The organism is Variovorax endophyticus, assembly GCF_025376855.1.
In the GTDB taxonomy this organism is placed as follows: Bacteria; Pseudomonadota; Gammaproteobacteria; order Burkholderiales; family Burkholderiaceae_C; genus Variovorax.
In genome coordinates, this window is sequence record NZ_JAHUTH010000027.1 from 58,687 (window position 1) to 82,999 (window position 24,313).

25 protein-coding genes are annotated in these 24,313 nt (G+C 71.6%); 12 read left to right on the plus strand and 13 right to left on the minus strand.

All coding sequences use genetic code 11. The annotated features are described in order from the left end of the window. Positions 1–39 precede the first annotated feature (39 nt). The 3 genes from KV106_RS29375 to KV106_RS29385 all read left to right on the plus strand — a co-directional run bounded on the left by KV106_RS29375 (position 40) and on the right by KV106_RS29385 (position 3,572). Positions 40–381, plus strand: coding sequence for a hypothetical protein (locus tag KV106_RS29375; protein ID WP_057596282.1), 342 nt, complete (start codon positions 40–42; stop codon positions 379–381). 79 nt (positions 382–460) lie between these two features. Then, complete coding sequence (locus tag KV106_RS29380; RefSeq protein WP_261214407.1) at positions 461–2,560, plus strand: TonB-dependent receptor; 2,100 nt, start codon at positions 461–463, stop codon at positions 2,558–2,560. Between the two features lie 61 nt (positions 2,561–2,621). Next, positions 2,622–3,572 carry an AEC family transporter gene (locus KV106_RS29385; RefSeq protein WP_261214409.1) on the plus strand — a complete coding sequence of 317 codons (951 nt, stop codon included), beginning with the start codon at positions 2,622–2,624 and terminating at the stop codon, positions 3,570–3,572. Between the two features lie 115 nt (positions 3,573–3,687). On the opposite strand, the gene KV106_RS29390 is transcribed toward KV106_RS29385, so the two are convergent. Then, positions 3,688–4,086 (minus strand): hypothetical protein, encoded by a 399-nt coding sequence (locus tag KV106_RS29390; protein WP_261214411.1) that lies wholly within the window; start codon positions 4,084–4,086, stop codon positions 3,688–3,690. A gap of 24 nt (positions 4,087–4,110) precedes the next feature. Between KV106_RS29390 and KV106_RS29395 the strand changes: the two genes are divergently transcribed. Beyond that, entirely contained in the window at positions 4,111–5,319 is a 1,209-nt protein-coding gene (locus KV106_RS29395; protein WP_261214412.1) for an OmpA family protein, read from the plus strand. A 4-nt stretch (positions 5,320–5,323) separates the two neighbouring features. Here the strand turns inward: KV106_RS29395 and pdxH are convergent, their stop codons facing one another. Next, positions 5,324–5,977, minus strand: a complete 654-nt coding sequence (gene pdxH, locus KV106_RS29400) for a pyridoxamine 5'-phosphate oxidase (protein ID WP_057598633.1) — start codon at positions 5,975–5,977, stop codon at positions 5,324–5,326. 32 nt (positions 5,978–6,009) lie between these two features. On the opposite strand from pdxH, the gene KV106_RS29405 reads away from it, so the two are divergent. Continuing rightward, positions 6,010–6,594, plus strand: coding sequence for a nucleotidyltransferase family protein (locus KV106_RS29405; RefSeq protein WP_057597177.1), 585 nt, complete (start codon positions 6,010–6,012; stop codon positions 6,592–6,594). 7 nt (positions 6,595–6,601) lie between these two features. On the opposite strand, the gene KV106_RS29410 is transcribed toward KV106_RS29405, so the two are convergent. Further along, a complete protein-coding gene (locus tag KV106_RS29410; RefSeq protein ID WP_057597176.1) occupies positions 6,602–7,144 on the minus strand; it encodes a superoxide dismutase family protein in 543 nt (180 codons plus the stop codon). Next, positions 7,141–7,875 (minus strand): gamma-glutamylcyclotransferase, encoded by a 735-nt coding sequence (locus tag KV106_RS29415; RefSeq protein ID WP_409976569.1) that lies wholly within the window; start codon positions 7,873–7,875, stop codon positions 7,141–7,143. The genes KV106_RS29410 and KV106_RS29415 overlap by 4 nt, the downstream gene beginning before the upstream one ends. A gap of 156 nt (positions 7,876–8,031) precedes the next feature. On the opposite strand from KV106_RS29415, the gene KV106_RS29420 reads away from it, so the two are divergent. The 4 genes from KV106_RS29420 to KV106_RS29435 all read left to right on the plus strand — a co-directional run bounded on the left by KV106_RS29420 (position 8,032) and on the right by KV106_RS29435 (position 12,020). Next, positions 8,032–8,586 (plus strand): OmpA family protein, encoded by a 555-nt coding sequence (locus KV106_RS29420; RefSeq protein ID WP_261214419.1) that lies wholly within the window; start codon positions 8,032–8,034, stop codon positions 8,584–8,586. Between the two features lie 218 nt (positions 8,587–8,804). Further along, complete coding sequence (gene edd, locus KV106_RS29425) at positions 8,805–10,643, plus strand: phosphogluconate dehydratase (RefSeq protein WP_261214420.1); 1,839 nt, start codon at positions 8,805–8,807, stop codon at positions 10,641–10,643. Beyond that, a complete protein-coding gene (eda, locus tag KV106_RS29430; RefSeq protein WP_261214421.1) occupies positions 10,634–11,281 on the plus strand; it encodes a bifunctional 4-hydroxy-2-oxoglutarate aldolase/2-dehydro-3-deoxy-phosphogluconate aldolase in 648 nt (215 codons plus the stop codon). The genes edd and eda overlap by 10 nt, the downstream gene beginning before the upstream one ends. A gap of 7 nt (positions 11,282–11,288) precedes the next feature. After that, positions 11,289–12,020: a haloacid dehalogenase type II gene (locus tag KV106_RS29435; RefSeq protein ID WP_057597172.1), complete on the plus strand. Its 732-nt coding sequence runs from the start codon at positions 11,289–11,291 to the stop codon at positions 12,018–12,020. 60 nt (positions 12,021–12,080) lie between these two features. Here the strand turns inward: KV106_RS29435 and KV106_RS29440 are convergent, their stop codons facing one another. From KV106_RS29440 to KV106_RS29475, 8 genes are all read right to left on the minus strand, one after another. Continuing rightward, positions 12,081–14,276 (minus strand): gamma-glutamyltransferase family protein, encoded by a 2,196-nt coding sequence (locus KV106_RS29440; RefSeq protein ID WP_261214423.1) that lies wholly within the window; start codon positions 14,274–14,276, stop codon positions 12,081–12,083. 108 nt (positions 14,277–14,384) lie between these two features. After that, positions 14,385–14,981 carry a DUF1697 domain-containing protein gene (locus KV106_RS29445; protein WP_261214424.1) on the minus strand — a complete coding sequence of 199 codons (597 nt, stop codon included), beginning with the start codon at positions 14,979–14,981 and terminating at the stop codon, positions 14,385–14,387. Between the two features lie 6 nt (positions 14,982–14,987). After that, a complete protein-coding gene (gene gloA, locus KV106_RS29450; RefSeq protein ID WP_093340085.1) occupies positions 14,988–15,401 on the minus strand; it encodes a lactoylglutathione lyase in 414 nt (137 codons plus the stop codon). Between the two features lie 62 nt (positions 15,402–15,463). Next, positions 15,464–16,159 (minus strand): glutathione S-transferase family protein, encoded by a 696-nt coding sequence (locus tag KV106_RS29455; RefSeq protein WP_261214426.1) that lies wholly within the window; start codon positions 16,157–16,159, stop codon positions 15,464–15,466. A gap of 97 nt (positions 16,160–16,256) precedes the next feature. Continuing rightward, positions 16,257–16,943 (minus strand): ABC transporter ATP-binding protein, encoded by a 687-nt coding sequence (locus KV106_RS29460; RefSeq protein ID WP_261214428.1) that lies wholly within the window; start codon positions 16,941–16,943, stop codon positions 16,257–16,259. Continuing rightward, positions 16,940–18,652, minus strand: a complete 1,713-nt coding sequence (locus tag KV106_RS29465) for an ABC transporter permease (RefSeq protein WP_261214429.1) — start codon at positions 18,650–18,652, stop codon at positions 16,940–16,942. The genes KV106_RS29460 and KV106_RS29465 overlap by 4 nt, the downstream gene beginning before the upstream one ends. A gap of 37 nt (positions 18,653–18,689) precedes the next feature. Continuing rightward, entirely contained in the window at positions 18,690–19,736 is a 1,047-nt protein-coding gene (locus tag KV106_RS29470; protein ID WP_261214431.1) for a Fe(3+) ABC transporter substrate-binding protein, read from the minus strand. Positions 19,737–19,860: 124 nt separating this feature from the next. Continuing rightward, the gene (locus KV106_RS29475) at positions 19,861–20,760 is read right to left on the minus strand and encodes a LysR family transcriptional regulator (RefSeq protein ID WP_261214432.1); all 900 of its coding nucleotides are present in this window, start codon (positions 20,758–20,760) and stop codon (positions 19,861–19,863) included. A gap of 82 nt (positions 20,761–20,842) precedes the next feature. Between KV106_RS29475 and argC the strand changes: the two genes are divergently transcribed. Then, entirely contained in the window at positions 20,843–21,772 is a 930-nt protein-coding gene (argC, locus tag KV106_RS29480; RefSeq protein WP_261214433.1) for an N-acetyl-gamma-glutamyl-phosphate reductase, read from the plus strand. A 28-nt stretch (positions 21,773–21,800) separates the two neighbouring features. Here argC and KV106_RS29485 read toward each other — a convergent pair whose 3' ends face one another. Further along, the gene (locus KV106_RS29485) at positions 21,801–22,349 is read right to left on the minus strand and encodes a PaaI family thioesterase (RefSeq protein ID WP_057595621.1); all 549 of its coding nucleotides are present in this window, start codon (positions 22,347–22,349) and stop codon (positions 21,801–21,803) included. Positions 22,350–22,405: 56 nt separating this feature from the next. Here KV106_RS29485 and KV106_RS29490 point away from each other — a divergent pair, with 56 nt between their 5' ends. Next, positions 22,406–22,861 (plus strand): MarR family winged helix-turn-helix transcriptional regulator, encoded by a 456-nt coding sequence (locus KV106_RS29490; protein ID WP_057595622.1) that lies wholly within the window; start codon positions 22,406–22,408, stop codon positions 22,859–22,861. A gap of 109 nt (positions 22,862–22,970) precedes the next feature. Continuing rightward, the gene (locus KV106_RS29495) at positions 22,971–24,293 is read left to right on the plus strand and encodes an MFS transporter (protein WP_057595623.1); all 1,323 of its coding nucleotides are present in this window, start codon (positions 22,971–22,973) and stop codon (positions 24,291–24,293) included. Positions 24,294–24,313 lie beyond the last annotated feature (20 nt).

A 24,313-nucleotide genomic window follows, 5' to 3' on the forward strand; every position in this document is an offset into this window, starting at 1 on the left:
CACACGCTTCGCCGTCCCGTCCCCGTTTCCGCCCGCGCGATGCTCGTCGTGCTGGCGGTGGCGCTGTGGCTGTCCGGCACGCTCGGGCTGATGCACCGCACGCTGCACGTGCCCGGCCTGCCCGCGCCGGCGGCCGCGGTCCAGGCACCGGCCGCGCAGGCCCATGTGCATCCGCATGGCATCGCCAGCCTGTTCGGGCTGCACACCGATGCCGAGTGCCGGCTCTACGACCAGCTCGCGCACGGCGCCAGCGCGCCGGGCGTGCCGCTGGTGGTGCTGCCGGTGCTGCTGCCCGCGGCCACCTTCGCCTGGCTGCAGGGCGAGGCGCTGGCGCGCTGGGTCGCGCTGTTCGACGCGCGCGGCCCGCCTCCGGCTCGCTGAATCCCCCGTTTCCGATTCGCCGCCACCCGTCGCGCACGGGTGGCCGGCGGTCGTTCATCGATTCAACGAGTTTTCATTCATGACCCCCCAATTCCGTCGCAACGCCATCGGCGCTGCCGTCCTCTCGCTCGCCTCAGCCGCGGCCCTGGCCCAGACCGCACCCGCCGATCCCTCGCCGAACCCGCAACCCACCACCAGCCTGCGCGAGATCACCGTCACCGGCAATCCGCTGGGCGCCAGCGACCTGATCGCGCCCACCACCACGCTCTCGGGCAATGAACTGCTGCTGCGCTCGCAGTCCACGCTGGGCCAGACGCTCGACAACATCCCCGGCGTCAGCAGCACCTACTTCGGTCCCAATGCCAGCCGCCCGATCATCCGCGGTCAGGACGGCGACCGCATCCGCATCCTGCAGAACGGCGGCGGCGCGCCCGACGCCTCGGCGCTGAGCTACGACCACGCGGTGCCGGTCGACGCGCTGGTCACCGAGCGCGTCGAGGTGCTGCGCGGCCCGTCGGCGCTGCAGTACGGCGGCAGCGCGGTCGGCGGCGTGGTCAACCTGATCGACAACCGCATCCCGAGCGAGCCGATCGAGGGCTTCGGCGGCCGTGCCGACCTCGGCTACGCCACCGGCAACCGCGAGAAGAACGGCGCCGTGATGCTCGAGGGCGGCAACGGCCGCTTCGCGCTGCATGCCGATGCCTTCAAGCGCGACTCGAGCGACGTCTCGGTGCCGATCGACCTGAACTGCGAGAAGCCCGGCTCGCCCTGGCGCGCGCGCAAGATCTGCAACTCGGCCAACGAGGCCCATGGCGGCGCGATCGGCGGCACGCTGTTCTTCGACCAGGGCTGGATCGGCGCCTCGGCCAGCACCTACCGCAGCAACTACGGCACCGTGGCCGAGGACGACGTGACCATCGCGATGAAGTCCGACCGCTACGCGATCGAGGGCGAGTGGCGCCCGGGCGGCATCATCCGCAGCGTCCACGCCAAGCTCAGCCACACCAACTACCGCCACACCGAGTTCGAGGGCGCCGAAGCCGGCACCACCTTCTCGAACATGAGCAACGACCTGCGCGTCGAGGTGCGGCACGAGAAGATCGGGCCGCTGGAAGGTCTGATGGGCTTCAGCGCCGAGACCAACCGCTTCGCCGCCGACGGCGAGGAGGCCTTCGCGCCGCACAGCCGCACGCGCTCGCGCGCGCTGTTCCTATACGAGGAGATGGGGACCTCGTGGGGCAAGCTGAGCTTCGGCGCGCGCACCGAGCGCGTCACCGTGCGATCGCTCGGCTATCCCGACGATCCGAGCATCGACCGCTTCGCGATCGGCGAGCGCACCTTCAACCCGAACAGCGCCGCCTTCGGCGCCCTGGTCAACCTCGCGCCGCAGTGGCAGCTGACCTCGAACATCGCCTACACCGAGCGCGCGCCCAAGGACTACGAGCTGCTGGCCAACGGCCCGCACGTGGCCACGGCCGCGTGGGAGGTCGGCAACCCGAACCTCAGCAAGGAGCAATCGACCGGCTTCGACCTCGGCGCGCAATGGAAGTCGGGGCCGAACACGGCACGCGTCAACGCCTACGTCACGCGCTTTCGCAACTACATCGGCCTGACCGCCTCGGGCCGAACGCTCGACGGAGAGGGCCAGGTCGTGACCGATCCCGAGGTCACCGACACGCTGGCCGAGTACCTCTACAACGGCGTGCGCGCGCGCTTCACCGGCATCGAGGCCAGCGGCAACCTGCGCCTGCTGGGCAGCGACGGCTTCGCGCGCATGGCGGACGCCGGCACGCTCGACCTCGAGTGGCGCGGCGACCTGGTGCGCGCGAAGAACACCGACACCGGCGAACCGCTGCCGCGCATCGCGCCGCTGCGCCTGGGCGCCACGCTGGTTTACGGCAACGGCCCGTGGAGCGGCCGCGTCGGCTTCGACTACAACGCCGCGCAGCACCGCGTGCCCGGCGTCGGCGCGCGGGAGACCGATGCCTACACGCTGTGGAATGCCTCGATCGCCTACCGCATGAAGGTGCAGCGCGCCAACCTCACCTGGTATGCGCGCATCGACAACATCGGCAACAAGCTGGCCTACAGCCCGACCTCGATCCTGACGACGACGGTGTACCCGGCCGCGCCGCTGCCGGGACGCTCGCTGAAGGTGGGCGTGCGCGTGACCTTCTGAGCGTGCATGTGCCGCCCTTTCCCGCGGGGGAGGGCGGCAATCGCTCGGCTATCCTCGACCGGTGAATTCGTTCGTCATCTCATCCCTCCTGCCCGTCGTGCTGCTGATCGCGGCGGGCTACCTGGCCGGGAGGCGCCGCTGGATCGGCGGCAATGCGGTCAAGGACCTCTCCAATCTCATCTTCCTGCTGCTCGCGCCGGCGCTGCTGTTCCGCGCGATGAGCGGCGTGCATGTCGAGGAACTGCGCTTCAAGCCGGTGGCGGCCTACTTCATCGCCTCGGGGCTGCTGTTCGCGGCCACCTTGGCGCTGCGCGGCTTCAACCGCACGGGCGCGGTGCTCGCGCTCGCCAACACCTACAGCAACACCGTGATGATCGGCATCGTGCTGGTCGGCCTGGCCTATGGCGAGGCCGGCATGGTGGTGCTGCTGACCTTGATCTCGCTGCATTCGCTGGTGCTGATGACCAGCGCCACCGTGGTGCTCGAGCTCGCGGTGGCGCGCGAGCATGCAATGCTGGGCGGCACCGAGAAGCGCTCGATGCTGCGCACCGTGCTGCGCGCGCTGCGCAACGCCATCATCCATCCGGTGCCGCTGCCGATCATCGCGGGCCTGCTGTTCGCGCAGAGCGGCTGGGTCATGCCGCAGCCGGTCGACCGCACCATCGAGCTGCTGGGCCAGGCCTTCGGCCCGGTGGCGCTGGTGATGGTGGGCATCACGCTGGCGCTCACGCCGGTGGGGCGCCACTGGCGCAGTGCCCTGGTGCAGGCCGGCGTCAAGAACCTGCTGCATCCGCTGCTGGTGGCGATCATCGGCTGGGCGCTCGGCGTGCGCGGCATTCCGCTCATGGTGATGGTGGTCGCGGCCGCGCTGCCGATCGGCGCCAACGTGTTCCTGTTCTCGCAGCGCTACCGCAGCGCCGAGGACCTGGTGACCGCCAGCGTCGCGGTCTCCACGCTGCTCGCGCTGGTCACGCTCACGCTGGTGATGCTCTGGGTGCAGTGGCTGCCCTGACATCCGCCGCGGGCCACGCGAAACCGTAGCCCTTCGATCTTTCTCGCCGCCTCGTGCCCCCTATGCCGTTCGGCAGGGTGGCCGTTTGGCGAGATGTGGAGCGCCGCGCGCCGCTCTACATTTCCCCGCTGATGATTTGCCAGACGCGATCCATGCCCGTTGTTGCGATGGTGCTGGTCGCGACGGCGATCGCGCCGTGGCTGCTGCTGGGCGCGGCCACGCCGGCGGCGGCGCAGGCCAAGCCATGCCGCACGCCCTGTCTCGCCGTGCCCAGGCCGGAGGAAAAACCGGCGCCCGAACCGGCGAAGCCGCCGGCAGCGGTCGACCGGCCGAGCGAGAGGGCGGCCGCGCGGCCGTCGCCGAAGCCGCGCGCGCCGGCCGAGGCGCCGCCGGCCCGCGTGGCGGAACAGGAGGCCGACCGGCCCGCCCCCGCGCGCCGGCCGGCGCCGACGAAGCGCTGCACCGAGATCAACATGCGCGCCGCCGTGGGCGAGCCGCTGTCGGACCAGGACATGACGTACTTGAGGAGCCAATGCTGATGATGAAGATCCCCTCCAGCCTGCGCGGCGCGCTGCGCGCGATGGCGCTCGGCGCCGCCGCCGTGCTGCTCGCGGCCTGCGCGGCGCAACGCCCGCAGCCGGGCAACGCGATGCCTTTCGACCAGGCCGTCGACCAGGCGGTGGACGACCTGATGGTGCAGACCAAGAAGCTGCCGGGCTTCCTCGCCAAGGTCGAGTCCTCGATGAAGCAGAGCCGCATCGTCATCGATCCGCTGCTCGAGAGCGCCAGCGGCCAGCAGACCGAGGTCACGCGCGTGGCCGAGCAGCGCATCGTCCAGCGCATGCAGGCGCAGTTCAAGCAGTTCACCGTGACGCCGTTCAACAGCACCGAGATCGCCACCGCGCAGTACGTGCTCAACGGCACGCTGGTGCGCGACAAGGAAGCGGGCGGCTCGCCCTACCGGCTGAACCTCGCGCTGACCGAGATCAAGGGCGGCACCGTGATCGCGCAGTCGACGGCGCGCATCAGCGACGCGACGCTCGACACCCGGCCCACCGCCTTCTTCCGCGACAGCCCGGTCAACGGCAAGGACCGCGGCGTCGAGGGCTACATCCGCACCGCCGAGACCCAGCCGGGCCAGGCCGCCGACGCGCTCTATCTCGAGCGCCTGCCGACCGCGACCGTGATGCAGGAGGCCACCGCCGCCTACGAGGCCGGCCGGCTGCAGGAGGCGCTGGCACGCTACGAGGCCGCCTCGCGCCGCCCCGACGGCCAGCAGTTGCGCGTCTACAGCGGCCTGTACCTCACGCAGTCGCAGCTGGGCCGCACCGCCGACGCCGAGCGCACTTTCGGCACGCTCGCGCGCCTGGGGCTCGAAAGCAACAACCTCAGCGTGAAGTTCCTGTTCAAGCCGGGCTCGACCGACTTCCTGGCCGACCCGAAGATCAGCGCCGCCTACCCGATGTGGCTGCGCCAGATCGCGCGCCAGGCGGCGCAGATCGATTCCTGCGTGGTCGTGACCGGCCACACCAGCCGCACGGGCTCGGAGGCGGTCAACGAGCGGCTGTCGCTGCAGCGCGCGGTGACCGTCAAGACCCGGCTGGTGGGCGAGGCCCCGCCGCTGGCGAAGAAGCTGCGCGAAGCCGGCGCCGGCTTCCGCGAGAACATCGTGGGCACGGGTGCCGACGATGCGAGCGACGCGCTCGATCGCCGCGTCGAATTCAAGGTGGCGGCCTGCGAGGCTTGACCGCTTAGGGAGCGAGCCGCTCGCGCACCCACTGGCCGGCCTCGAGCCGGTAGCGCAGCCGGTCGTGCAGCCGGCTCTTGCGGCCCTGCCAGAATTCCCAGCGGTCGGGCACCAGCCGGTAACCGCCCCAGTGCGGCGGGCGTGGCGGCGAGAGCAGGTACTTCGCGGCGGCCACGGCGGCATTCTTCACCAGCACCTCGCGCCCGCCGATCACCTCGCTCTGCGGGCTGGCCCAGGCGCCCAGCCGCGAATCGAGCGGGCGGCTCGCGTAGTAGGCGTCGCTCTCGTCGGCGCCGGCCTTCTCGACCCGGCCCTCGATGCGCACCACGCGCTCGAGCTCGACCCAGTGGAACTGCAGCGACGCATAGGGGTTGCCCGCGAGCTCGCGGCCCTTGCGGCTCTCGTAGTTGGTGTACCAGACCAGGCCGCGCGCGTCGTAGCCCTTGATCAGCACGATGCGGCTCGAGGGCCGCAGGTCGCTGCCGACCGTGCACAAGGTCATCGCGTTGGGCTCGGGCACCTGGGCATCGATGGCCTCGTCGAGCCAGCGCTCGAACTGGCGCAGCGGATCGTCGGCGCTGTGCGCCTCGCCGAGCTCGGCGCGCTCGTAGCTCTTGCGCAGCGCGGCCAGCGATTCTTGGGAAGTCGGGGAAGTCATGCCGGCATTGTTGCCCAAGCGATACTCGCGCCGTGACCTCCCTCGCGAATCCCCCGACCGTGATCGTGCTGGCCTCGGGCCGCGGCGAGCGCTTCGTGGCCGCCGGCGGCAGCGGTTCCAAGCTGCGCGCGCCGCTGGCCGGCAAGCCGGTGCTCGAACGCACGCTCGACGCCGTGCGCGCGAGCGGCCTGCCCTGGCACGTGGAGGACGCGGGCCATCCGGGCATGGGCGATTCGATCGCGGCCGCGGTGCGCGCCACTTCGGGTGCGTCCGGCTGGCTGATCCTGCCGGGCGACCTGCCGCTGGTGCTGCCGCGGACGATGCAGGCGGTGGCGGCCGCGCTCGCGGGCGGGGCTCAGGCGGCGCAGCCCAGCTACCAGGGAGAGCGCGGGCATCCGGTGGGCTTTGCCGCCGGTTGCCAGGCGGCGCTCGCCGCGCTCGAGGGCAACTTCGGCGCGGCGCCCGTCCTGCGCGCGCTGCGCGCGGCGGGTTCGGTGGCCGACCTGCCGCTCGACGACGCCGGCGTCGTGACCGACATCGACACCCCCGAGGCCCTGGCGCGCGCCGAGGCGCTGTGGCGCGCGCGCGAGGCAGCCGGCGCACCGCGCGCCGGCTGAACCCTTCTTACTTGCCGATCACCGCGCAGGCGATGCGCGGGCCCGAGTTGCCGGCCGGCTGGGTCGTGAAGTCGTCCTTGTCGCGGTGCACCACGAGGGCACGGCCGATCACGCTGTTGGCGGCGCCCGGCGTCAGCGAGATCGCATGGTTCTCGACGCTGAAGCGTGCCTCGCCGGCGCCGTTGGCCACCAGGCTCGGCAACTCGCCCGCATGGCTGCCCGGCGCGGCGAACTTGCCGTGCGTGCCGCCGCTGGGGTTGAAGTGGCCGCCCGAGGCATTGCCGTTGTCGCCGCAGTCGCCCTTCTCGTGGATGTGGAAGCCGTGCTCGGTGTTCGGCGGCAGGCCGCGCACGATGCCGGCCACGCGCACGCCATGCTCGAGCGCGGTGAAGGTGACGGTGCCCGTGGTCGGGTTCGGCGTGATCGCGCCGGTGGGCACCAGCTCGACGGTGGTGGCGGGCTTGCCGCCCAGCGTGCCGCAGGCGGCCAGCAGCGAGGCCGCGAGCACGGCGGTGGCGGCGCCGGCGAGGCGGCGGGAGGAGTTCTTCATTGTTGGTCCTTGTCGGGAGATCCGGAGGGTCCGGAAGGTTGGGAGGATTTCTTGTCGGACGACCCTGCGACGTATACCGGAGGCGGCACCACATCGCAATCGGCCGGTGCCGGCGATGCAGTGTGCCCCGCCGATGTGTCGCCCGGCGCCGCCGGCGGCACGGCCAGCGCCACCAGCCGCGCGAGCGCCGCGTCGTGGATCGCATGGCGGCGCAGCTCCTCGAGCGTCTGCTGCGCATAGTCGAGCGAGCTGCCGTAGCGGCCCACGGCATTCGCGAAGATGTGGCGGTAGCGCTCGTCGCTGAGCTCGCCCGTGAAGTTGGGGCTGCGCCGCGACAGCGTGAAGGCCAACGCGCTCACCGGCCCCGAGGCCGTGGTGCAGCGCAGCCACTTGGGGTCGTACACGCCGGTGGGCATCTCGCGCAGCCAGAGCCGGCGCAGCGTGTCCAGGCCCTGCGCGGCCGGCACGCGGAACACCATGCCGCGCACGCTGCCGCCCGAGAGCAGGCCGAACACCAGGCCCGGGGTCTGCACGCTGCCGCGGTTGACGCGGCTCCACATCTTCAGCGCGCGGTGCCAGCCGCGCACCCAGGCCGGGCGGCGCTCGATGAAATCGAACTCGGGCCGCCAGATCAGCGAGCCGTAGCCGAACAGCCAGAGGTCCTCGTGGCCGCCCCATTCGGCGATGGTGCGCTCGAGCATCGGCTGCGGATCGCGCAGCGGCTTGGGCAGCGGATCCAGACCCGGCGGCCCGGGATTGGGCGCCGGGTCCGAGCCCGAGGTGGGGCCAGCGCCTACAGTGTCGGGAGAAGGACCCATGCCTACAATTTCCTGATCATGGTTGACCACCCCATTATTTACCGGCCGCTTTCATCCTACGGAGCACGCGTGACGAACACCACCGACGACAGCCAGCAGAATTTCGCCCTCGGACTGCTCGCGATCCTGCTGGTGCTGATCGTCGGTGGCGTGATCGGCTTCGCGGCGTGGCACAAGACGCCCGCCCGGGCGTCCGCGACTGCGCAGACCGCCATCACGGTGCCGGCCGCGGCGCCAGCCACCCAGACCACGGTGGCCGAGGTCACCGAGACGGTCACCGTCACGATCCCCGACGGCGCCAGCATCCGCGTTGCCAACGGCGTGGTGAACTTCTACTTCGCCACCGGCAGCGCCGACCTCGCGCCCGGCGCGGCGGAAGCGCTGGCCGCGGTCATCAAGGGCGTCGAGGCCGGCCGCAAGGCGGTGGTCTCGGGCTTCCACGACACCACCGGCGATGCGGCGGTCAACGAACAGCTCGCCAAGAAGCGTGCCGAGACGGTGCGCGACGTGCTCGTCGGCCTCGGCGTGCCGGCCGACAGGATCGACCTGCTGCGCCCGCCCGTCACGGCCGGCAGCGGCAACGACGCGCAGGCGCGCCGGGTCGAGGTCAAGCTGCTCGATTGATTCGAGGCCGCCGCGGCGCGCGGAATGCGCCGCCACGCGGGCTCGCGCGAGCCCGCGTCCGGGTGTTTTGCAAGCATCCGTATCCGGGCGTGGATTCGTATTGGCACGGTGCCCGATTTCCATCGAGGCCTGGCGTCGTCCTTGCTACGATGAACCCATCTCGAGGTCGCCCACGCGACAGTGGCGACCCCATCGGCAGAGCCACCGACAACATCCCCATGAGCAGCACACACCCCACCGTCCTCGACGTCACCGATCGCATCCGCGATCGCAGCAAGGCGCAGCGCGGCGCCTACCTCGCGCGCCTCGCCGAACTGCGCCAGCGCGACCGCGGCTCCGACCGCATGGGCTGCGCCAACGTGGCGCATGCCGTGGCCGGCATCCCGGCCAACGACAAGTTCCGCGTGGTCGCCGAGCGCGCGCCCAACATCGGCATCGTCACCGCCTACAACGACATGCTCTCGGCCCATGCGCCGTACCAAGGCTATCCCGACATCATCAAGCACGAGGCGCGCCGCCTCGGCGCCACCGCGCAGGTGGCAGGCGGCGTGCCCGCCATGTGCGACGGTGTGACGCAGGGCACGCCCGGCATGGAGCTGAGCCTGTTCAGCCGCGACCTGATCGCGATGAGCACCGCGGTCGCGCTCACGCACGACATGTTCGATGCCGCGCTGATGCTCGGCGTGTGCGACAAGATCGTGCCGGGCCTGCTGATCGGCGCGCTGCACTTCGGCCACCTGCCCACCGTGTTCGTGCCCGCGGGGCCGATGCCCTCGGGCCTGTCGAACAACGCGAAGTCGAAGGTGCGCGAGCAGGCCGCGCAGGGGCTCGTGGGCCGTCAGGGCCTGCTCGAGGCCGAGATGGCCGCCTATCACACGCTCGGCACCTGCACTTTCTACGGTACCGCCAACAGCAACCAGATGCTGCTCGAGGCCATGGGCCTGCACGTGCCCGGCACGGCCTTCGTGCAGCCCGGCGACGCGATGCGCGAGACGCTCACGCGCGAGGCGGTGCGCACGGTGCTGGGCAAGGCCGGCGAAGCCGCCTTCCAGTGCCCGCCGATCGGCGAGATGGTCGACGAGCGCTGCATCGTCAATGCCATGGCCGCGCTGCTCGCGACCGGCGGCTCCACCAACCACCTGATCCACTGGGTGGCCGTGGCGCGCGCCGCGGGCATCGTGATCGACTGGGACGATTTCTCGAAGCTGTCGGACGTGGTGCCGCTGCTCACGCGCGTGTACCCCAACGGTAGCGCCGACGTGAACGAGTTCCAGGCCTCGGGCGGTCCCGGCTTCGTGATCGGCGAGCTGGTCGAGGCCGGCCTGATGCATGCCGACGTGCTGACGGTGCGTTCGGGCGGCATCCGCGAATTCGCCGGCGTGCCGTCGCTCGAGGGCGAGGCCGACGAGAAGCGCCTGCGCTGGACGCCGGCCGCCGCGCTGCAGAACGATGCCGTCACGCGGCCTGCCGCCGCGCCCTTCAGCGCCACCGGCGGCCTGAAGCTGCTGAGCGGCAACCTCGGCCGCAGCGTCATCAAGGTCTCGTCGGTGCCCGACGACCGCCATGTGGTCGAGGCACCCGCGCGGGTCTTCGATTCGCAGGCCGCGCTGCAGAAGGCTTTCACGGCCGGCGAGCTCGAGCGCGACGTGGTCTGCGTGGTGCGCTGGCAGGGCCCGCAGGCCAACGGCATGCCCGAGCTGCACAAGCTCACGCCGCCGCTGTCGGTGCTGCAGGGCAAGGGATTCCGCGTGGCGCTGGTCACCGACGGCCGCATGAGCGGCGCCTCGGGCAAGATACCGGCCGCCATCCACGTGTCGCCCGAGGCGGCCGCGGGCGGGCCGCTGGCCAAGGTGCGCGACGGCGACGTCATACGCCTGGATGCCGTCGCGGGTACGCTCGAGGTCCTGCTGCCCGCCGACGAGTGGGCCGAGCGCGAGGCCGCGACGCTGTCGGAGGCCCAGCGCTTCGCCGATGGCCATGGCCTGGGGCGCGAACTGTTCGCCGGAATGCGGCGCAATGCATTGACTGCTGAAGAAGGAGCCTGCTCATGGCTGTAAACGACAAGAACGCACTGACTGCCCTCGACGTGATGCGCGACGCGCCGGTGATCCCGGTGATCGTGCTCAACGACGTGAAGCACGCCGTGCCGCTCGCGCGCGCGCTGGTCGCCGGCGGCATCCGCATGCTCGAGGTGACGCTGCGCACGCCGCAGGCGCTCGAGTGCATCGAGATCATCGCCAGGGAAGTGCCCGAGGCCGTCGCCGGCGCGGGCACCATCCGCAGCGCGGCCGATGCCCAGGCCTCGGCGCTGGCCGGCGCGAAGTTCGGCGTGAGCCCGGGCTACACGCGCGCGGTCGGCAAGGCCTGCCACGACCTCGGCCTGCCGCTGCTGCCCGGCGTGGCCACCGGCAGCGAGATCATGTCGGCGCAGGAGGACGGCTACACCCAGCTCAAGTTCTTCCCCGCGCTGCAGGCCGGCGGCCTGCCGATGCTCAAGGCCTGGCAGGGCCCGTTCGGCGACGTCGTCTTCTGCCCCACGGGCGGCATCCATGCGGGCAACGCGGCCGAGTTCCTCGCGCTGTCGAACGTGGCCTGCGTGGGCGGCTCGTGGATCGTGCCGACCGACGCCATCCGCGACGGCGACTGGGTCCGCATCGAACAGCTCGCGCGCGCCGCGAGCCAGCTTTCGCGCTGAGGCCGCCATGGGCAACGCGGATTTCGACGCCAGCGACCTCAAGGTCGTGGCCTTCGACGTCTTCGGCACCGTGGTCGACTGGCACAGCGGCATCGCCGCCGAGGCCGAGCAGGCCCTGCCGGGTGTAGACGGCGCGACCTTCGCGCTGGCCTGGCGCGCCGGCTACCAGCCCGCGATGAAGCAGGTGATGGAACGCATCGCCGCGGGCGAGGGCGGCTTCACCCTGCTCGACGAACTGCACCTGAGCATGCTCGAGCAGGTGCTGCGCGACTTCGGCCTCAGCGACCGCCTCGATGCCGCCGCGCGGCGCGAGCTCAGCCGCGCCTGGCACCGGCTGCCGGCCTGGCCCGATGCGGTGGAAGGGCTCACGCGCCTCAAGCGCAAGTTCACCATCTGCTCGCTGTCGAACGGCAACATCGGCCTCTTGACCGAGATGGCCAAGCGCGCGGGCCTGCCCTGGGACTGCATCCTGTCGGCCGAGGTCTTCAAGGCTTACAAGCCCGACCCGCGCACCTATCTCGGCGTGGCCGGCGTGTTCGACGCCACGCCGGGCCAGGTGATGCTGGCCGCCGCGCACCACGACGACCTCGCGGCCGCGCGCGCCTGCGGCCTCAAGACCGGCTACATCGAGCGGCCCTTCGAGTTCGGCCGCGCGCAGCCCAAGGACGTGACGCCGGTGGCTGGCAACAACCTGCATGCGCGCGACATCCTGCAGCTGGCCGAGTTGCTCGGCTGCTGATCCGCGCCCCATGAAAAAGCCTGGCACCGCCAGGCTTTTCTTCGTGCGCGCGACGCGGGCTCAGTAGCCGAAGGCCGCGCCCGAGCGCCGGTTGTCGGCCGCGCCGCTGTAGACCGCGCGGCCGTTCGCGTCGCGCGTCACCGCGATGCCGCTGAGGCCGCTGAGCAGGCCCGTCACGCGCAGGTTGTCGGTGTCGTAGCCGTAGCTCGCGCGCAGGCTGTCGGCCAGCGGCGCCAGCGGCGAGCCGGCCTCGAGTTCGGCCACGCCGTTCTGGCCCGTGAAGTTGGGCGCGTTGATCGCGGCCTGCAGGTCGAGGCCGTAGACCACGTGGCCCATGAAGGTCTTGACGATGTAGTCGGGGATCGGGCCGCCGCCCGCCGACCCCCAGACCAGCCGCAGCCGGCCCTCGGCATCGAAGGCGATCGCGGGCGCGATCGAGGTGCGCGGCCGCTTGGTGCCCTGGTAGCCGTTGACGTCCGAGCCCGTGCTCGGCGGCGCGCTCGAGCCGGCCGAGAAGTTCGACATCACGTCGTTGAGCATGATGCCCGCCGCCTCGAGGTGCGCGCCCCAGTGCGTGTTGATCGTGGTCGTCATCGACAGCGCGTTGCCGTAGCCATCGACCACCGCCACGTTGCTGGTGGTGTTCCAGTCCTCGTCGCGTGCCGTCGGGCGAGCCTGCGCCAGCCGCGTGGCCGGCGCGGCGGCGCGCGCCTTGCCGAGCGCAGCCATGGTGTCGTAGCCCGCCGGGTCCGCCGCCACGAAGCTGCCGATGTTGCCCGCGGGCGCGGTGTCGAAGGCCGTGCCGGCGATCTGCGCCGCGCGGCGGTCGAGTTCGGCCTCGCTCAGCAGCACCGAGGCGCGCGCGTTGACGTTCGACCATGCGGGGTCGCCGATCACGGCGCGCCGGTCGATGTTGGCGAGCCGGCTCGCCTCCGCGGCGTAGTAGACGAAGCGCGGCGTGTCGAGCGCCTTCTCGTCCTGCAGCTTCTTGCGCTCGAGGATGCCGAGCGAATAGAGCGTGACGAAGCCGCCGAACGAGGGCGCGGGCTGGGTGTAGATCGTGGTGCCGAAGCGCGTGCCCACCAGCGGCTTGCGCTCCACCGCCCGGTAGGCCGCGAAGTCGGCCGGCTGCATCAGGCTCGGGATCGAGGCGATGGTGGTCGCCACCGCCGGCTTGGCGGGCGTGCCCGCGGTCGGCAGGACCGAGCGGCAGGGCAGGCTGCCGGTGGTGGTGCGCTCCACGATCGCCTGCACCGTGGGCCGGGCCGGATCGTAGAAGGCCGCGGCGCCGCCGTCGCGCACCAGCTTCATGGTCTGCGCGAGCTCGGGATTCCTGATGAGCGTGCCGATCGGCAGCGGCTTCTGCATCGTGGCGTCGGCCGGGTCGCAGTAGCGCTTCGCGATGTCGGGATACTTGCAGCGCGCCGCCCCGCGCACCGTGCCGGCCGAGTTGACCCAGGCCGGCACGCCGCTGCCGGCGTCCACCGGGTTGCCGTCGTCGTCGAACTCGGCGCTGTCGGCATAGAGCGTCGAGTACATGTACCTGGTCATCGGGAAGCCGTTCTCGGCCAGCGCGATCGCGTCGTCCCACAGGGCGTTCCAGGCCTTGCGGCCATACGCGCGGTGCACCAGGTCGAGCACCGCCACCGTGCCCGGAATGCCGACCGCGCGCGCCGAGATGTTGGTGTTGCCCTGCTGCGAGGAGATGCTCGCGCCGGCCGCGAGGCCGCTCTTGCAGACGTTGTAGGGCGCGGCGCTCGAGACGTCCTGCGCCACGGCCTGGTATAGCGTGGTCGCGCCGCCGGTGGCCGCGGGCGCGGCCGAGAGGCCGTCGAAGGTGCGCACGGCCCGGGTGGCCGCGTCGTAGTAGGTGATCAGCGTGCCGCCGCCGAGGCCCGAGGCGAAGGGCTCGGCCGTGCCGAGCACCGCCTGCACCGCGATGGCCGCGTCGATCGCGCTGCCGCCGGTGGCCAGCACCTTGCAGCCGGCCTTCGAGGCTTCGTAGTGGGCCGAGGTCACCATCAGGCTGGTGCCGCTGATGCCGGCCGTCTGGCCGTGCGGCGTGCCGGCCTGCTGCACGCACAGCGCGGGATCGAAGCGCGCGCCGGGCGGGGCCGGTGGTGGCGCCGCCGGCGGCGGTGGTGCGCTGCCGATGGGAAGCGGGGCGAAGCCACCGCCGGAGCCGCCGCCGCAGGCGGAAAGCGCTGCCGCGGTCACGGCGAGCATGGCTGTTGGAATGATTCTGGAGATGTGCATCGTGGCGCTCGAATGAAAAAGGCCGACGCGTCGGTCGGCCTTTCAATCTATTGCAAATCCCGTGCCCTGCGCAGGGGCAGTTCCCCGCATGCGGCGGCCCCGGCCGGCTCAAGCGGCCAGCAGCTTCTCGACCGTGCGCAGGTTGCGCGTGGTGGTGCTCGACTTGTAGCGCGTCTTCGCGAGCAGCTTCGCCACCGGCGTGTCGGTGCTCTCGCCGCGCGGCAGCTCCCAATAGAGCACGCCGTCGCCGCGCTGCAGCCGGTCGGTGTGGGCATCGAGCTCGCCGGCCTTGGCCATCACCTCGTCGAGCATCGCCGGATCGGAGCCGAACACGATGTACGGATGGCGCTCCTCGTCGACGCGCTCGAAGGGATAGCCCGCGGCCATGCGCGCCACCGTGGCCTGCGCGAGCAGCACGATCCAGGCCTCGTAGCCGAAGCGCTCGCGCAGCGCCTGCTCGATGCGCTGGCGCAGCGCGGCGATGTCGGTCTCGTCGGTGTCGAACAGCACGTTGCCGCTCGCGAGCACGGTGCGCACCGCGCCGAAGCCGAGCTCGACGAACAGCGCCTGCAGCTCGGCGCTGCGGATCGTGATGCCGTTGACGTTGACGCCGCGCAGCAGCGCGACATGGCGCACGGCCTTGTTGCCGGCCCTGGCACCGGCCTTTTTCGCGGCCGGCTTCTTCTTCGCGGCACCCGTGGCCATCGCCGATCAGCGCAATCCGCCGCCGGCCGCCTGCTCGGCGCGCTGGATCAATTCGATCTTGTAGCCGTCGGGATCGGTCACGAACGCGATCACCGTGGTGCCGCCCTTCACGGGGCCGGCTTCGCGCGTGACGTTGCCGCCCGCGGCCTTGATCTTCTCGCAGGCGGCGTAGGCATCGGGCACGCCGAGCGCGATGTGGCCGTAGGCGGTGCCGAGCTCGTAGCTCTCGGTGCCCCAGTTGTAGGTGAGCTCGATCTCGGCCTGGCCGGGGTTGCCCTCGTCGTAGCCGACGAATGCCAGGCTGTACTTGTACTCGGGGTTCTCGGAGGTGCGCAGCAGGTTCATGCCCAGCACCTTCGTGTAGAAGTCGATCGAGCGCTGCAGGTTGCCGACGCGCAGCATGGTGTGGAGGAGTCTCATCGCGTGGAGTCCGTGGGTGTTGTCGTGGGGAGCCCGCTATTGTCGGTCTCCCGGCGCCCCGATCAAGCCGCTCGGACTTCCTCGGCGCGCGTGAGCAGCAGCGACTCGTGCTTGCGCAGGAAGTCCATCAGGTGCTCGGGGTACTCGGGCACCACCGCCGCGCGCACGCTGGGCCGCGCGGCCAGCGCCCGGCGCCAGGCATCGACGCGCGGCAGGGCGTCGAAGAGCTTCGAATCGACGAGGCGGTCGAACACCTCGAAGTAGCGGAACACCGGCGCGAACACCGCGTCGACCAGGCTGAAGCGCTCGCCCGCGAAGAAGGGGCCGGCGCCGAGCGACGCCTCGACGCGCGCGAACTTGTCGGCCAGGGCCTGGCGCTTCTGCGCGAACACCTCGGCGTCCTTGGTGGTCTCGTAGCCCCAGAGGTCGGCCAGGATCGCCGAGCCGAATTCCATCCAGGCGCGGTGCTCGGCGCGCGCGAGCGGATCCTCGGGATGCAGCCGAGCGCCGGGCTGGGTCTCCTCGAGGTATTCGCAGATCACGTTGCTCTCGAACAGCACGGTCTCGCCGCCGTCGGGCCGTTGCACGCGCAGCAGCGGCACCTTGCCCAGCGGCGAGATCGCGAGGAACCAGTCGGGCTTGGCCGAGAGGTCGATCACGACGCGCTCGAAGGCGACGCCCTTTTCGTGCAGCGCGATCGCGGCGCGTTGCACGTAGGGGCACAGCAGGTGGCTGACGAGGGTGAGGGGCTGGGACATGGGCGCTCCGGATGAATCGGTGGGGCCGGATTCTTCCGGGGGCGAACAACCTTTTCCCGAAAAGCCCATTCGGCAAAAGCGCGTCTTGTGCTAAGCCTCAGCGGGCCGAGGTCTCGATCCAGCGCGTGATGCGCCCCCCATGCATCACGCCGATGCGGTCGGCCATGGCCTGTGCCTCGGCCTCGTTGTGGGTCACGAGGATCGCGGTCTGGCCGGCCTGGCGCAGGATCGCGCGCACCTCCACCGTGAGCCGTTCGCGCGTGGCGCCGTCGAGGTTGGAGAAGGGCTCGTCGAGCAGCAGCAGCGCCGGCGCGGGCGCCAGCGCGCGGGCCAGCGCGATGCGCTGCTGCTGGCCGCCCGAGAGCTCGTGCGGATAGCGCTCCCCGGCCTCGGCCAGCCCGACCAGCGCCAGCATCTCGGCCACGCGCGACTGCTGTCGAGCGCGCGGCAGCCGGCGCAGCCCGAAGGCGATGTTGCGCGCCGCGTCGAGGTGCGGGAACAGCGCGTACTCCTGGAACATCATGCCTACGCGCCGCGCCTCGGGCGGCAGGTGCTGCCGCGCCGAGGACAGCGTGCGCTCGCCGAGCCGGATCTCGCCCGCGCGCAGCGGCTCGAAGCCCGCGATGGCGCGCAGCACCGTGGTCTTGCCGCAGCCCGAGGGCCCGAACAGGCAGGCGATCTCGCCGGCCGCGAGCGCGAGCGAGAAGCCGTCGACCACGACGTGCGGGCCGCGCGGCGTGTCGTAGGCGAGGCGGAGGGCGTCGATGTGCAGGTTGGCGCTCATGGCGTGGCGGAGGATACGGGCAGGGGATCGGCCGCGTGCGCGGCCGCGAGCTGGCTGCGCGCCAGCAGCATCACGGGCAGCAGCCCGGCCGCCACGATCAGCAGCGCCGCGATCGCGCCTTCCTCGTAGGTGCCGCGCGCGGCCTCGGCATAGAGCCAGGTCGCGAGGGTGTCGAAGTTGGCGGGCCGCAGCAGCAGGGTGGCGGGCAGCTCCTTCATCGCGTCGACGAAGACCAGCAGCGCGCCGGCGGCGATCGAGGGCTGCAGCAGCGGCAGGTGCACGCGCCGCAGCGCGCCGAGGGCGGTCTCGCCGAGCAGGCGCGCGGCCTGCTCGATGGCCGGCGGAATGCGCGCCAGGCCGGCCTCGATGCTGCCGACCGGCATCGCGAGGAAGCGGATGGTGCAGGCCGCCACCAGCACCACGCCCGCGCCCATCAGCGGCAGGCCCTGCCAGCCGAACGCGGTGGCGAGCGCGGCATCGAAGGCCAGCGCCGGTGTGAGCAGGCCGATGGCCAGCACCGTGCCCGGCACCGCATAGCCCAGCGTGGCCACGCGCGCGGGCCAGCGGCCGCGCCGCGCGCCGCCGCCCTGGCCGCCCGGGTTGCGCGCGGCCCAGGCCACCAGCAGCCCGGCCGCCACCGCGGCCGCCGTGACGCCGGCCGCCAGCGCGATGGTGTTGGCCAGACTCGCGAGCAGCCCGTGCGAGATGCCTCCACCCTGGCGCAGCCGCTTGGCGCTTTCCCAGACCAGGTAGAGCGCGGGCGCGACGAAGCCGATCAGCACCGGCAGCGAGGCCGCCGCCGTGGCGGCCCAGGCCATGGCGCCGCGCAGCGGCCGCGGCTGCAGCGCGCGCATGCGCTGCGCCGAGCCGTAGCGCTGGTGGCGCCGGCCGTTGCGTTCGAGCCAGACCAGCGCGATCACCATGGCGAGCATGGCGCAGGCGATCTGCGCCGCGCCCGCGAGGTCGGAGCGCGTGATCCAGGTCGTGTAGACGGCCACGGTGAGCGTCTGCACGCCGAGGAATTCGGAAGCCCCGATGTCGTTGAGCGTCTCGAGCAGCGCCAGGCTCAGGCCCACGGCCAGCGCCGGGCGCGCCAGCGGCAGCGCGACGCGGAAGAAGGCGCCGCGCCGGTTCTCGCCGAGCATGCGCGCGGCCTCCATCAGGTGCGCGGGCTGGCTCATGAACATCGCGCGCGCCGTCATGTAGACGTAGGGATAGAGCACGAAGCCCAGCACGAAGACCGCGCCGCCCATCGAGCGCAGGTCGGGCAGGCGGAACTGGCGCGGGCTGTCGTAGCCCAGCAGCCAGCGGATCGCGCCCTGCACCGGGCCGATGGGATGCAGCAGGTCGAGGTAGGCGAAGGCGACGATGTAGGTCGGCATCGCCAGCGGCAGCAGCAGCGCCCAGTGCAGCACGTGCCGGCCCGGGAAGTCGCAGGCCGTGACCAGCCAGGCGCAGCCGGTGCCCACGATCAGCACCAGCAGGCCGACGCCCGCCAGCAGCATGGCCGTGTTGAGCGTGGCCTGCGGCAGCACGTGCGCGAACAGCGATTGCCAGTGCGCGAAGCCCTGGGCGCCGGGCCCGAGCGCGAGCCACAGCAAGGCGAGCACCGGCGCGAGCACGCCGGCCGCCACGAGGAACGCGGCCCCGCGCCACAGCGGGCCCACCGTCTGCAGCGTCCGGGGGCCGCGCGAGGCCCTCATCAGCATGCGGATGCCCTGGACTCAGGGCACCCGGCGGTGCCCCTCACTGGTCGAAGCCGACCTTGTCGACCAGCGCGCTGGCCTGCTTGCGGTATTTGGCGATCTCGGTCAGCGGCAGCGGATCGACCTTCAGCTCGCCGATGGTCTGGCCGATGATCGGGTCGAGCGCGACGCCCTTGCGCACCGGGTATTCGTAGTTGGCGTCGGCGTAGAGGGCCTGCGCCGGCTCGGACACCAGGAACTCGAGCAGCTTGACCGCGTTGGCGCGCTGCGGCGCGTTCTTCGCCACCGCCGCGCCGCTGATGTTGACGTGCGTGCCGCCGCTCTTGGCGAAGGTGGGGCGCACCACCTTGATGGCATCGCCCCACTTGCGCGCGTCGGTGCCTTCCTTGGCGCTCTTCATCTGGCCCACGTAGTAGGAGTTGGCCAGGCCCACGTCGCAGATGCCGCCGAGGATGTCGCGCGCCACGTCGCGGTCGCCGCCGGTGGCCTTGCGCGCCAGGTTGGCCTTCACGCCGCGCAGCCACTGCTCGGCCTTGGCTTCGCCGTCGTGCGCGATCAGCGAGGCCACCAGCGCGGTGTTGTAGGGATGCTGGCCGGCGCGGATGCAGACCTTGCCCTTCCACTTGGGATTGGCGAGGTCCTCGTAGCGGAAATTGGTGAGCGGCTGCGCCTTGTCGGCGTAGAGCACGCGCGCGCGCATCGAGAGCGCGAACCACTGGCCGTCGGCGCCGCGCAGGTTGGCGGGAATCGCCGACTCGAGCGCGGCCGACCTCACGGGCTGCGTGACGCCGCCGTCGACCAGGTCGACCAGGTTGCCGATGTCCACCGTCATCAGCACGTCGGCCGGCGAGCGCGCGCCCTCGGCCTTCACGCGCTCGAGCAGGCCGTCCTTCACGAACACCGTGTTGACCTTGATATTGCTCTGCGCGCTGAAGGCCGCGATCAGCGGCTGGATCAGCGCCGGCTCGCGCGTGGTGTAGAGCGTGAGCTCTTCCGCCGCATGCGCGGGCAGGGCGGCGAGGGCGAGCCAGGCGCCGGTGGCGCCGATCAGGGCGTGTGCTGCGCGCGCGCCGATGCGTTGGGTCATGAGGGGATCCTCCAGGTCGGTGATGTGTTCTCGGGGCGATGCGGCGGCCGGCCTGCGGCGCCGATGCGAACGATTATCAACAGAGAGGGTGGGCGCGCGTCGTTTGGACTTACAAGCCGCAGGCCTACTCGCCCGGGCCGCCGCGACCCTTCGACGCCTGCAGGGCCTCCAGCACGAAGCGCGTCGGGCCGCCGACGTCGCGATCGCCGACCGCGAGGCCCAGCTGCCGCCACAGCGCCGGGCTCAGCGGCCGGACCGCGACGCGCGGATCGGGCGCGCGCCCGTCCGCTTCCTCGGGCAGCAGGGCCGCGCCATAGCCCGCGGCCACCAGCGTGCGGATCGCATCGTTGTAGTTGAGCTCGATGCGCGGCCGGCAATGCACGCCGGCCGCCGAGAACCATTCGGCCGTCTGCCGGTAGAGCCGCGTGGAGGCGTCGTTCATGATCAGCGGCCGCTCGGCCAGCCAATGCGGCGTGAGGCGCTTCGGCGCCTTCCAGGCCGCCGGCAGGAAGGCGAGCACGGCCTCGCGTCGCAGCGGCGTGACATGCACGCCGCGCACCGGCGGCTGCGGCAGTGCCACCACCGCGAGGTCGAGGCTGCCCGCGGCGAGCCGCGCCATGCTGTCGTTGGAGGTCAGCACCTGCACGTTGACCTCGATGCCCGGATGGTCGCGCGCCAGTCGTTCGAGCGCGGGCGGCAGCAGGTGCGCGATCGCGCCCGTCGAAGCGCCCACGCGCACGCGGCCGGTCTGCCCGGCAAGCTGGCGCCGCACGTCCTCCACGGCATCGTCGGCATCGGCCAGCAGCCGGCGGGCGCGCGCGATGAAGCGCTCGCCCAGGGCCGTCGGCTGCGCGGGCCCGCGCCCGCGAACCAGCAGCTGGCCGCCGAGGCGCGATTCGAGTTCCGCGATCTGCACCGTGACGGTGGGGGCCGCCAGGTGCAGCGCGCGCGCCGCATTGGCCAGCGACCCGAGGTCGGCGATGGCGACCAGGGTGCGCAGATGGTCGAGGCTCAGTTCCCGCATCGCGCCAATTTATCTTTTTTGAATCTGGAGTTCCATATATTTAGCTGGAGCCATCGCGGCTCCCTCCCTACGATCGTGCTCCATGGACCTCCACCTCTTCATCGACGGCGATCAGGGCACCACCGGCCTCGATCTGCAGAACCGGCTGCGCGGCGGGGAATTCCGCATCCGCACCCTGCCCACCCACCTTCGCAAGGACCCGGCCGCGCGCCGCGCCGCGCTCAACGAGGCCGACATCGCGATCCTGTGCCTGCCCGATGCCGCGGCGCGCGACGCGGTGGCGATGATCGAGAACCCGGCGGTGCGCGTCATCGATGCGAGCTCGGCGCATCGCACCAGCCCCGGCTGGGTCTACGGCTTGCCGGAGCTGGCCGCGGGGCAGGGCGAACGCATCGCCTCGGCATCGCGGGTCACGAATCCCGGCTGCTATCCCACGGCCGCGATCGCGCTGCTGCGGCCGCTGACGGACGCGGGTCTGCTGCCCGCCGACTATCCGCTGGTCATCCATGCCGTCTCGGGCTATTCGGGCCAGGGCAGGGCGGGCGCCGAAGCGCACGAGGCCGGCGCGGGCGCGCATTCATTGACGGTCTATGGGCTGGGGCTCGAACACAAGCACGTGCCGGAGATCGAGGCCTACGCCGGCCTGTCGCAGCGGCCCCTCTTCGTGCCGGCCTATGGCAGCTATCGGCAGGGGATCGTGCTGACGATCGGGCTGCATGCGCGGCTGCTTCCCGCCGGCGTGTCGGGTGCGCGCATCCATGAGTGCCTGGCCGAGCGCTATCTGGACGCGGCGCATGTGCGGGTGCTGCCGCTGTCTACCGATGCACCCTTGACCGAGCTGGATCCGCGGATCCACAACGGCACGAACGACATGAGCCTCGCGGTGGCTTTCAACGAGCGCACGGGGCAGGTCGTGTTGAGCGCGGTGCTCGACAACCTGGGCAAGGGGGCCGCGGGGGCGGCGGTGCAGAACCTGCGGTTGATGGCGGGGGCGCTGGCGCCCGCGCTGTAGGGCCGGCGACCGCCCGGCCCCCCGAAGCTCAGCGCCCCGCCGGAATCTCGAACACGAAGCAGGTCGTCGTGGCATGCGCGTACAGCGTGCCATCGGCGCCCACCAGCCGCGCTTCCGCCGTCGCGAGCTGCCGCCCGCAGTGGATCACCTTGCCTTCGGCGCGCACGCGCTGCACCTTGGGCGTGAGGCCCTTCACGTAGTTCACGCCGAGCTCGGCCGTGGTGTAGCTGCGCCCGGGCGGCATCATGGTGTGGACCGAGCAGCCCAGCGCGGAGTCGAGCAGGGTGGCGACCCAGCCGCCGTGGATGGTGCCCAGCGGATTCAGGTGCTGCGGCAGCGGGGTGCCCTGGAAGATCGCGACCCCGGGACTGACCGAGATGACGGTGAAGTCCAGCGTCTTGGCGATGGCGGCGTAGGGGATGTCGCCGCGCAGCATGGCCTGCATGATTTCCAGGCCGGTCTTGCCGCTCACCTGCTCGGGGCGGGCCACGCCGGGGCCCGGGCCGGCTTCGAGCCTCGCGATGATGTCCCGCTCCTCGGCAAGCCAGGTCTCGAGCAGGTTCTGGGATTCGGTCATGCGGTCATTCCTCCAATTGGTTGCATATGCAATAGTTGCAGCTACAATAATATCCCATGGACGCCCCCACCAAGCCCCGCGGCTGCACCAGTTTCAAGGTGCGCCAGCTCTCGCGCCGCCTCTCGCAGCACTACGACGCGGAGGTGTCGCGCAGCGGACTCAAGACCACGCAGTACTCGCTGCTCTCGCATCTGGCGCGGCTCGGTCCCTCGCGCCCGGTCGACCTCGCGGGCGAACTCAAGATGACGCCCTCGACCCTGAGCCGCAACCTGCAGCCGCTGATCGCCGCGGGCTGGATCGCGCAGGGCGCCGGCGCCGATGCGCGCAGCCGCCTGGTGCAGCTCACCGACAGCGGCGAGGCCAAGCGCCGCGAGGCGCAGGCGCACTGGAAGACGGCGCAGCAGAAGCTCAATGCGCTGCTGGGCGTGGAGCGCGTGCTCGCGCTGCATGTGCTGATCGACGAATCGCTCGAGCTGCTCGGCGCGGACGACCAGGCCTGCGATCTGGACTGACGTCCATCCGCGCCGGCTTCCCTTTCCTCGCACCTTCCACGCCCGCAGACCCCGCGGCCCAGGCCCCTCTTTTCTCCGATTCCTCCATTCCCATTCCTCCAGAGGTCCCATGTTCGCCACCCAAGTCTCCGCATGGCTGCAGCGCCGCGGCATCCATTACGGATGGATCGTCGCCGCCATCACCTTCCTGACCATGCTGACGATGTCGGCCGCGCTGGGCCTGCCCGGCGCGATGCTGCAGCCGCTCGGCAAGGAGTTCGGCTGGAGCACCGAGCAGATCTCGTCCTCGCTCGCGCTGCGCTTCGCGCTGTTCGGCCTGATGGGTCCGTTCGCCGCGGTGCTGATGGAGCGCTGGGGCCTGCGCGCGGTGATCTGCACCGGCCTCGCGCTGGTCGGCCTGGGCATGGCGCTGGTGACGATGGCCTCGCAGCTGTGGCAGCTGTTCGTGCTGTGGAGCCTGATGCTGGGCCTGGGCACCGGCATGACGGCGCTGGTGCTCGGCGCGGTGGTGGCCAACCGCTGGTTCGTGGCGCGCCGCGGGCTGGTGGTGGGCATGCTCACGGCGAGCTCGGCCACCGGCCAGCTGGCCTTCCTGCCGGTCGCGGCCTGGATGATCGAGCACTGGGGCTGGCGCTCGGCCATCGTGCCGATCGTGATCGGCAGCCTGCTGATCGGCGTGCTGGCGCTGTGCCTGATGCGCAACCGGCCGTCCGACCTCGGCCTGCGCCCCTTCGGCGAAGCCCCCGATGCGCCGCAGGCGCCGGCCGCGCCCGCCGCGGCGATCAACTTCGCCACGCCGTTCCGCGTGCTCAAGGAGGTCGCGACCAACCGCACCTTCCTGATCCTCGCCGCCACCTTCTTCATCTGCGGCCTGAGCACCAACGGCCTGGTGCAGACCCACTTCATCTCGCTGTGCGGCGACAACGGCATGGGCCCGGTGCCCGCGGCCTCGGTGCTCGCGATGATGGGCGCCTTCGACTTCGTGGGCACGATCCTCTCGGGCTGGCTGTCGGACCGCTACGACAACCGCAAGCTGCTCTTCTGGTACTACGGCCTGCGCGGGCTCTCGCTGTTCTGGCTGCCGCATTCGGAATTCACCATCTACGGCCTGGGCCTGTTCGCGATGTTCTACGGCCTCGACTGGATCGCGACCGTGCCGCCCACGGTCAAGCTCGCGGGCGCCGCCTTCGGACCGGCCAAGGTCGGCATGGTGTTCGGCTGGGTGTTCGCCGCCCACCAGCTCGGCGCCGCCACCGCGGCCTATGGCGCGGGCTTCGCGCGCACGCTGCTGCTGACCTACACGCCCGCGCTCTACGTGGCCGGCGGCGCCTGCCTGCTGGCGGCCGCGATCGTGATGGCGATCCGCCGCCCCACCGCGCCCAAGGGCCATGCCGCGCCCGCCACGGGCGGCGCCGCCGCGGCCCGCGCCTGATCGCCCCACGCCACGGAGTA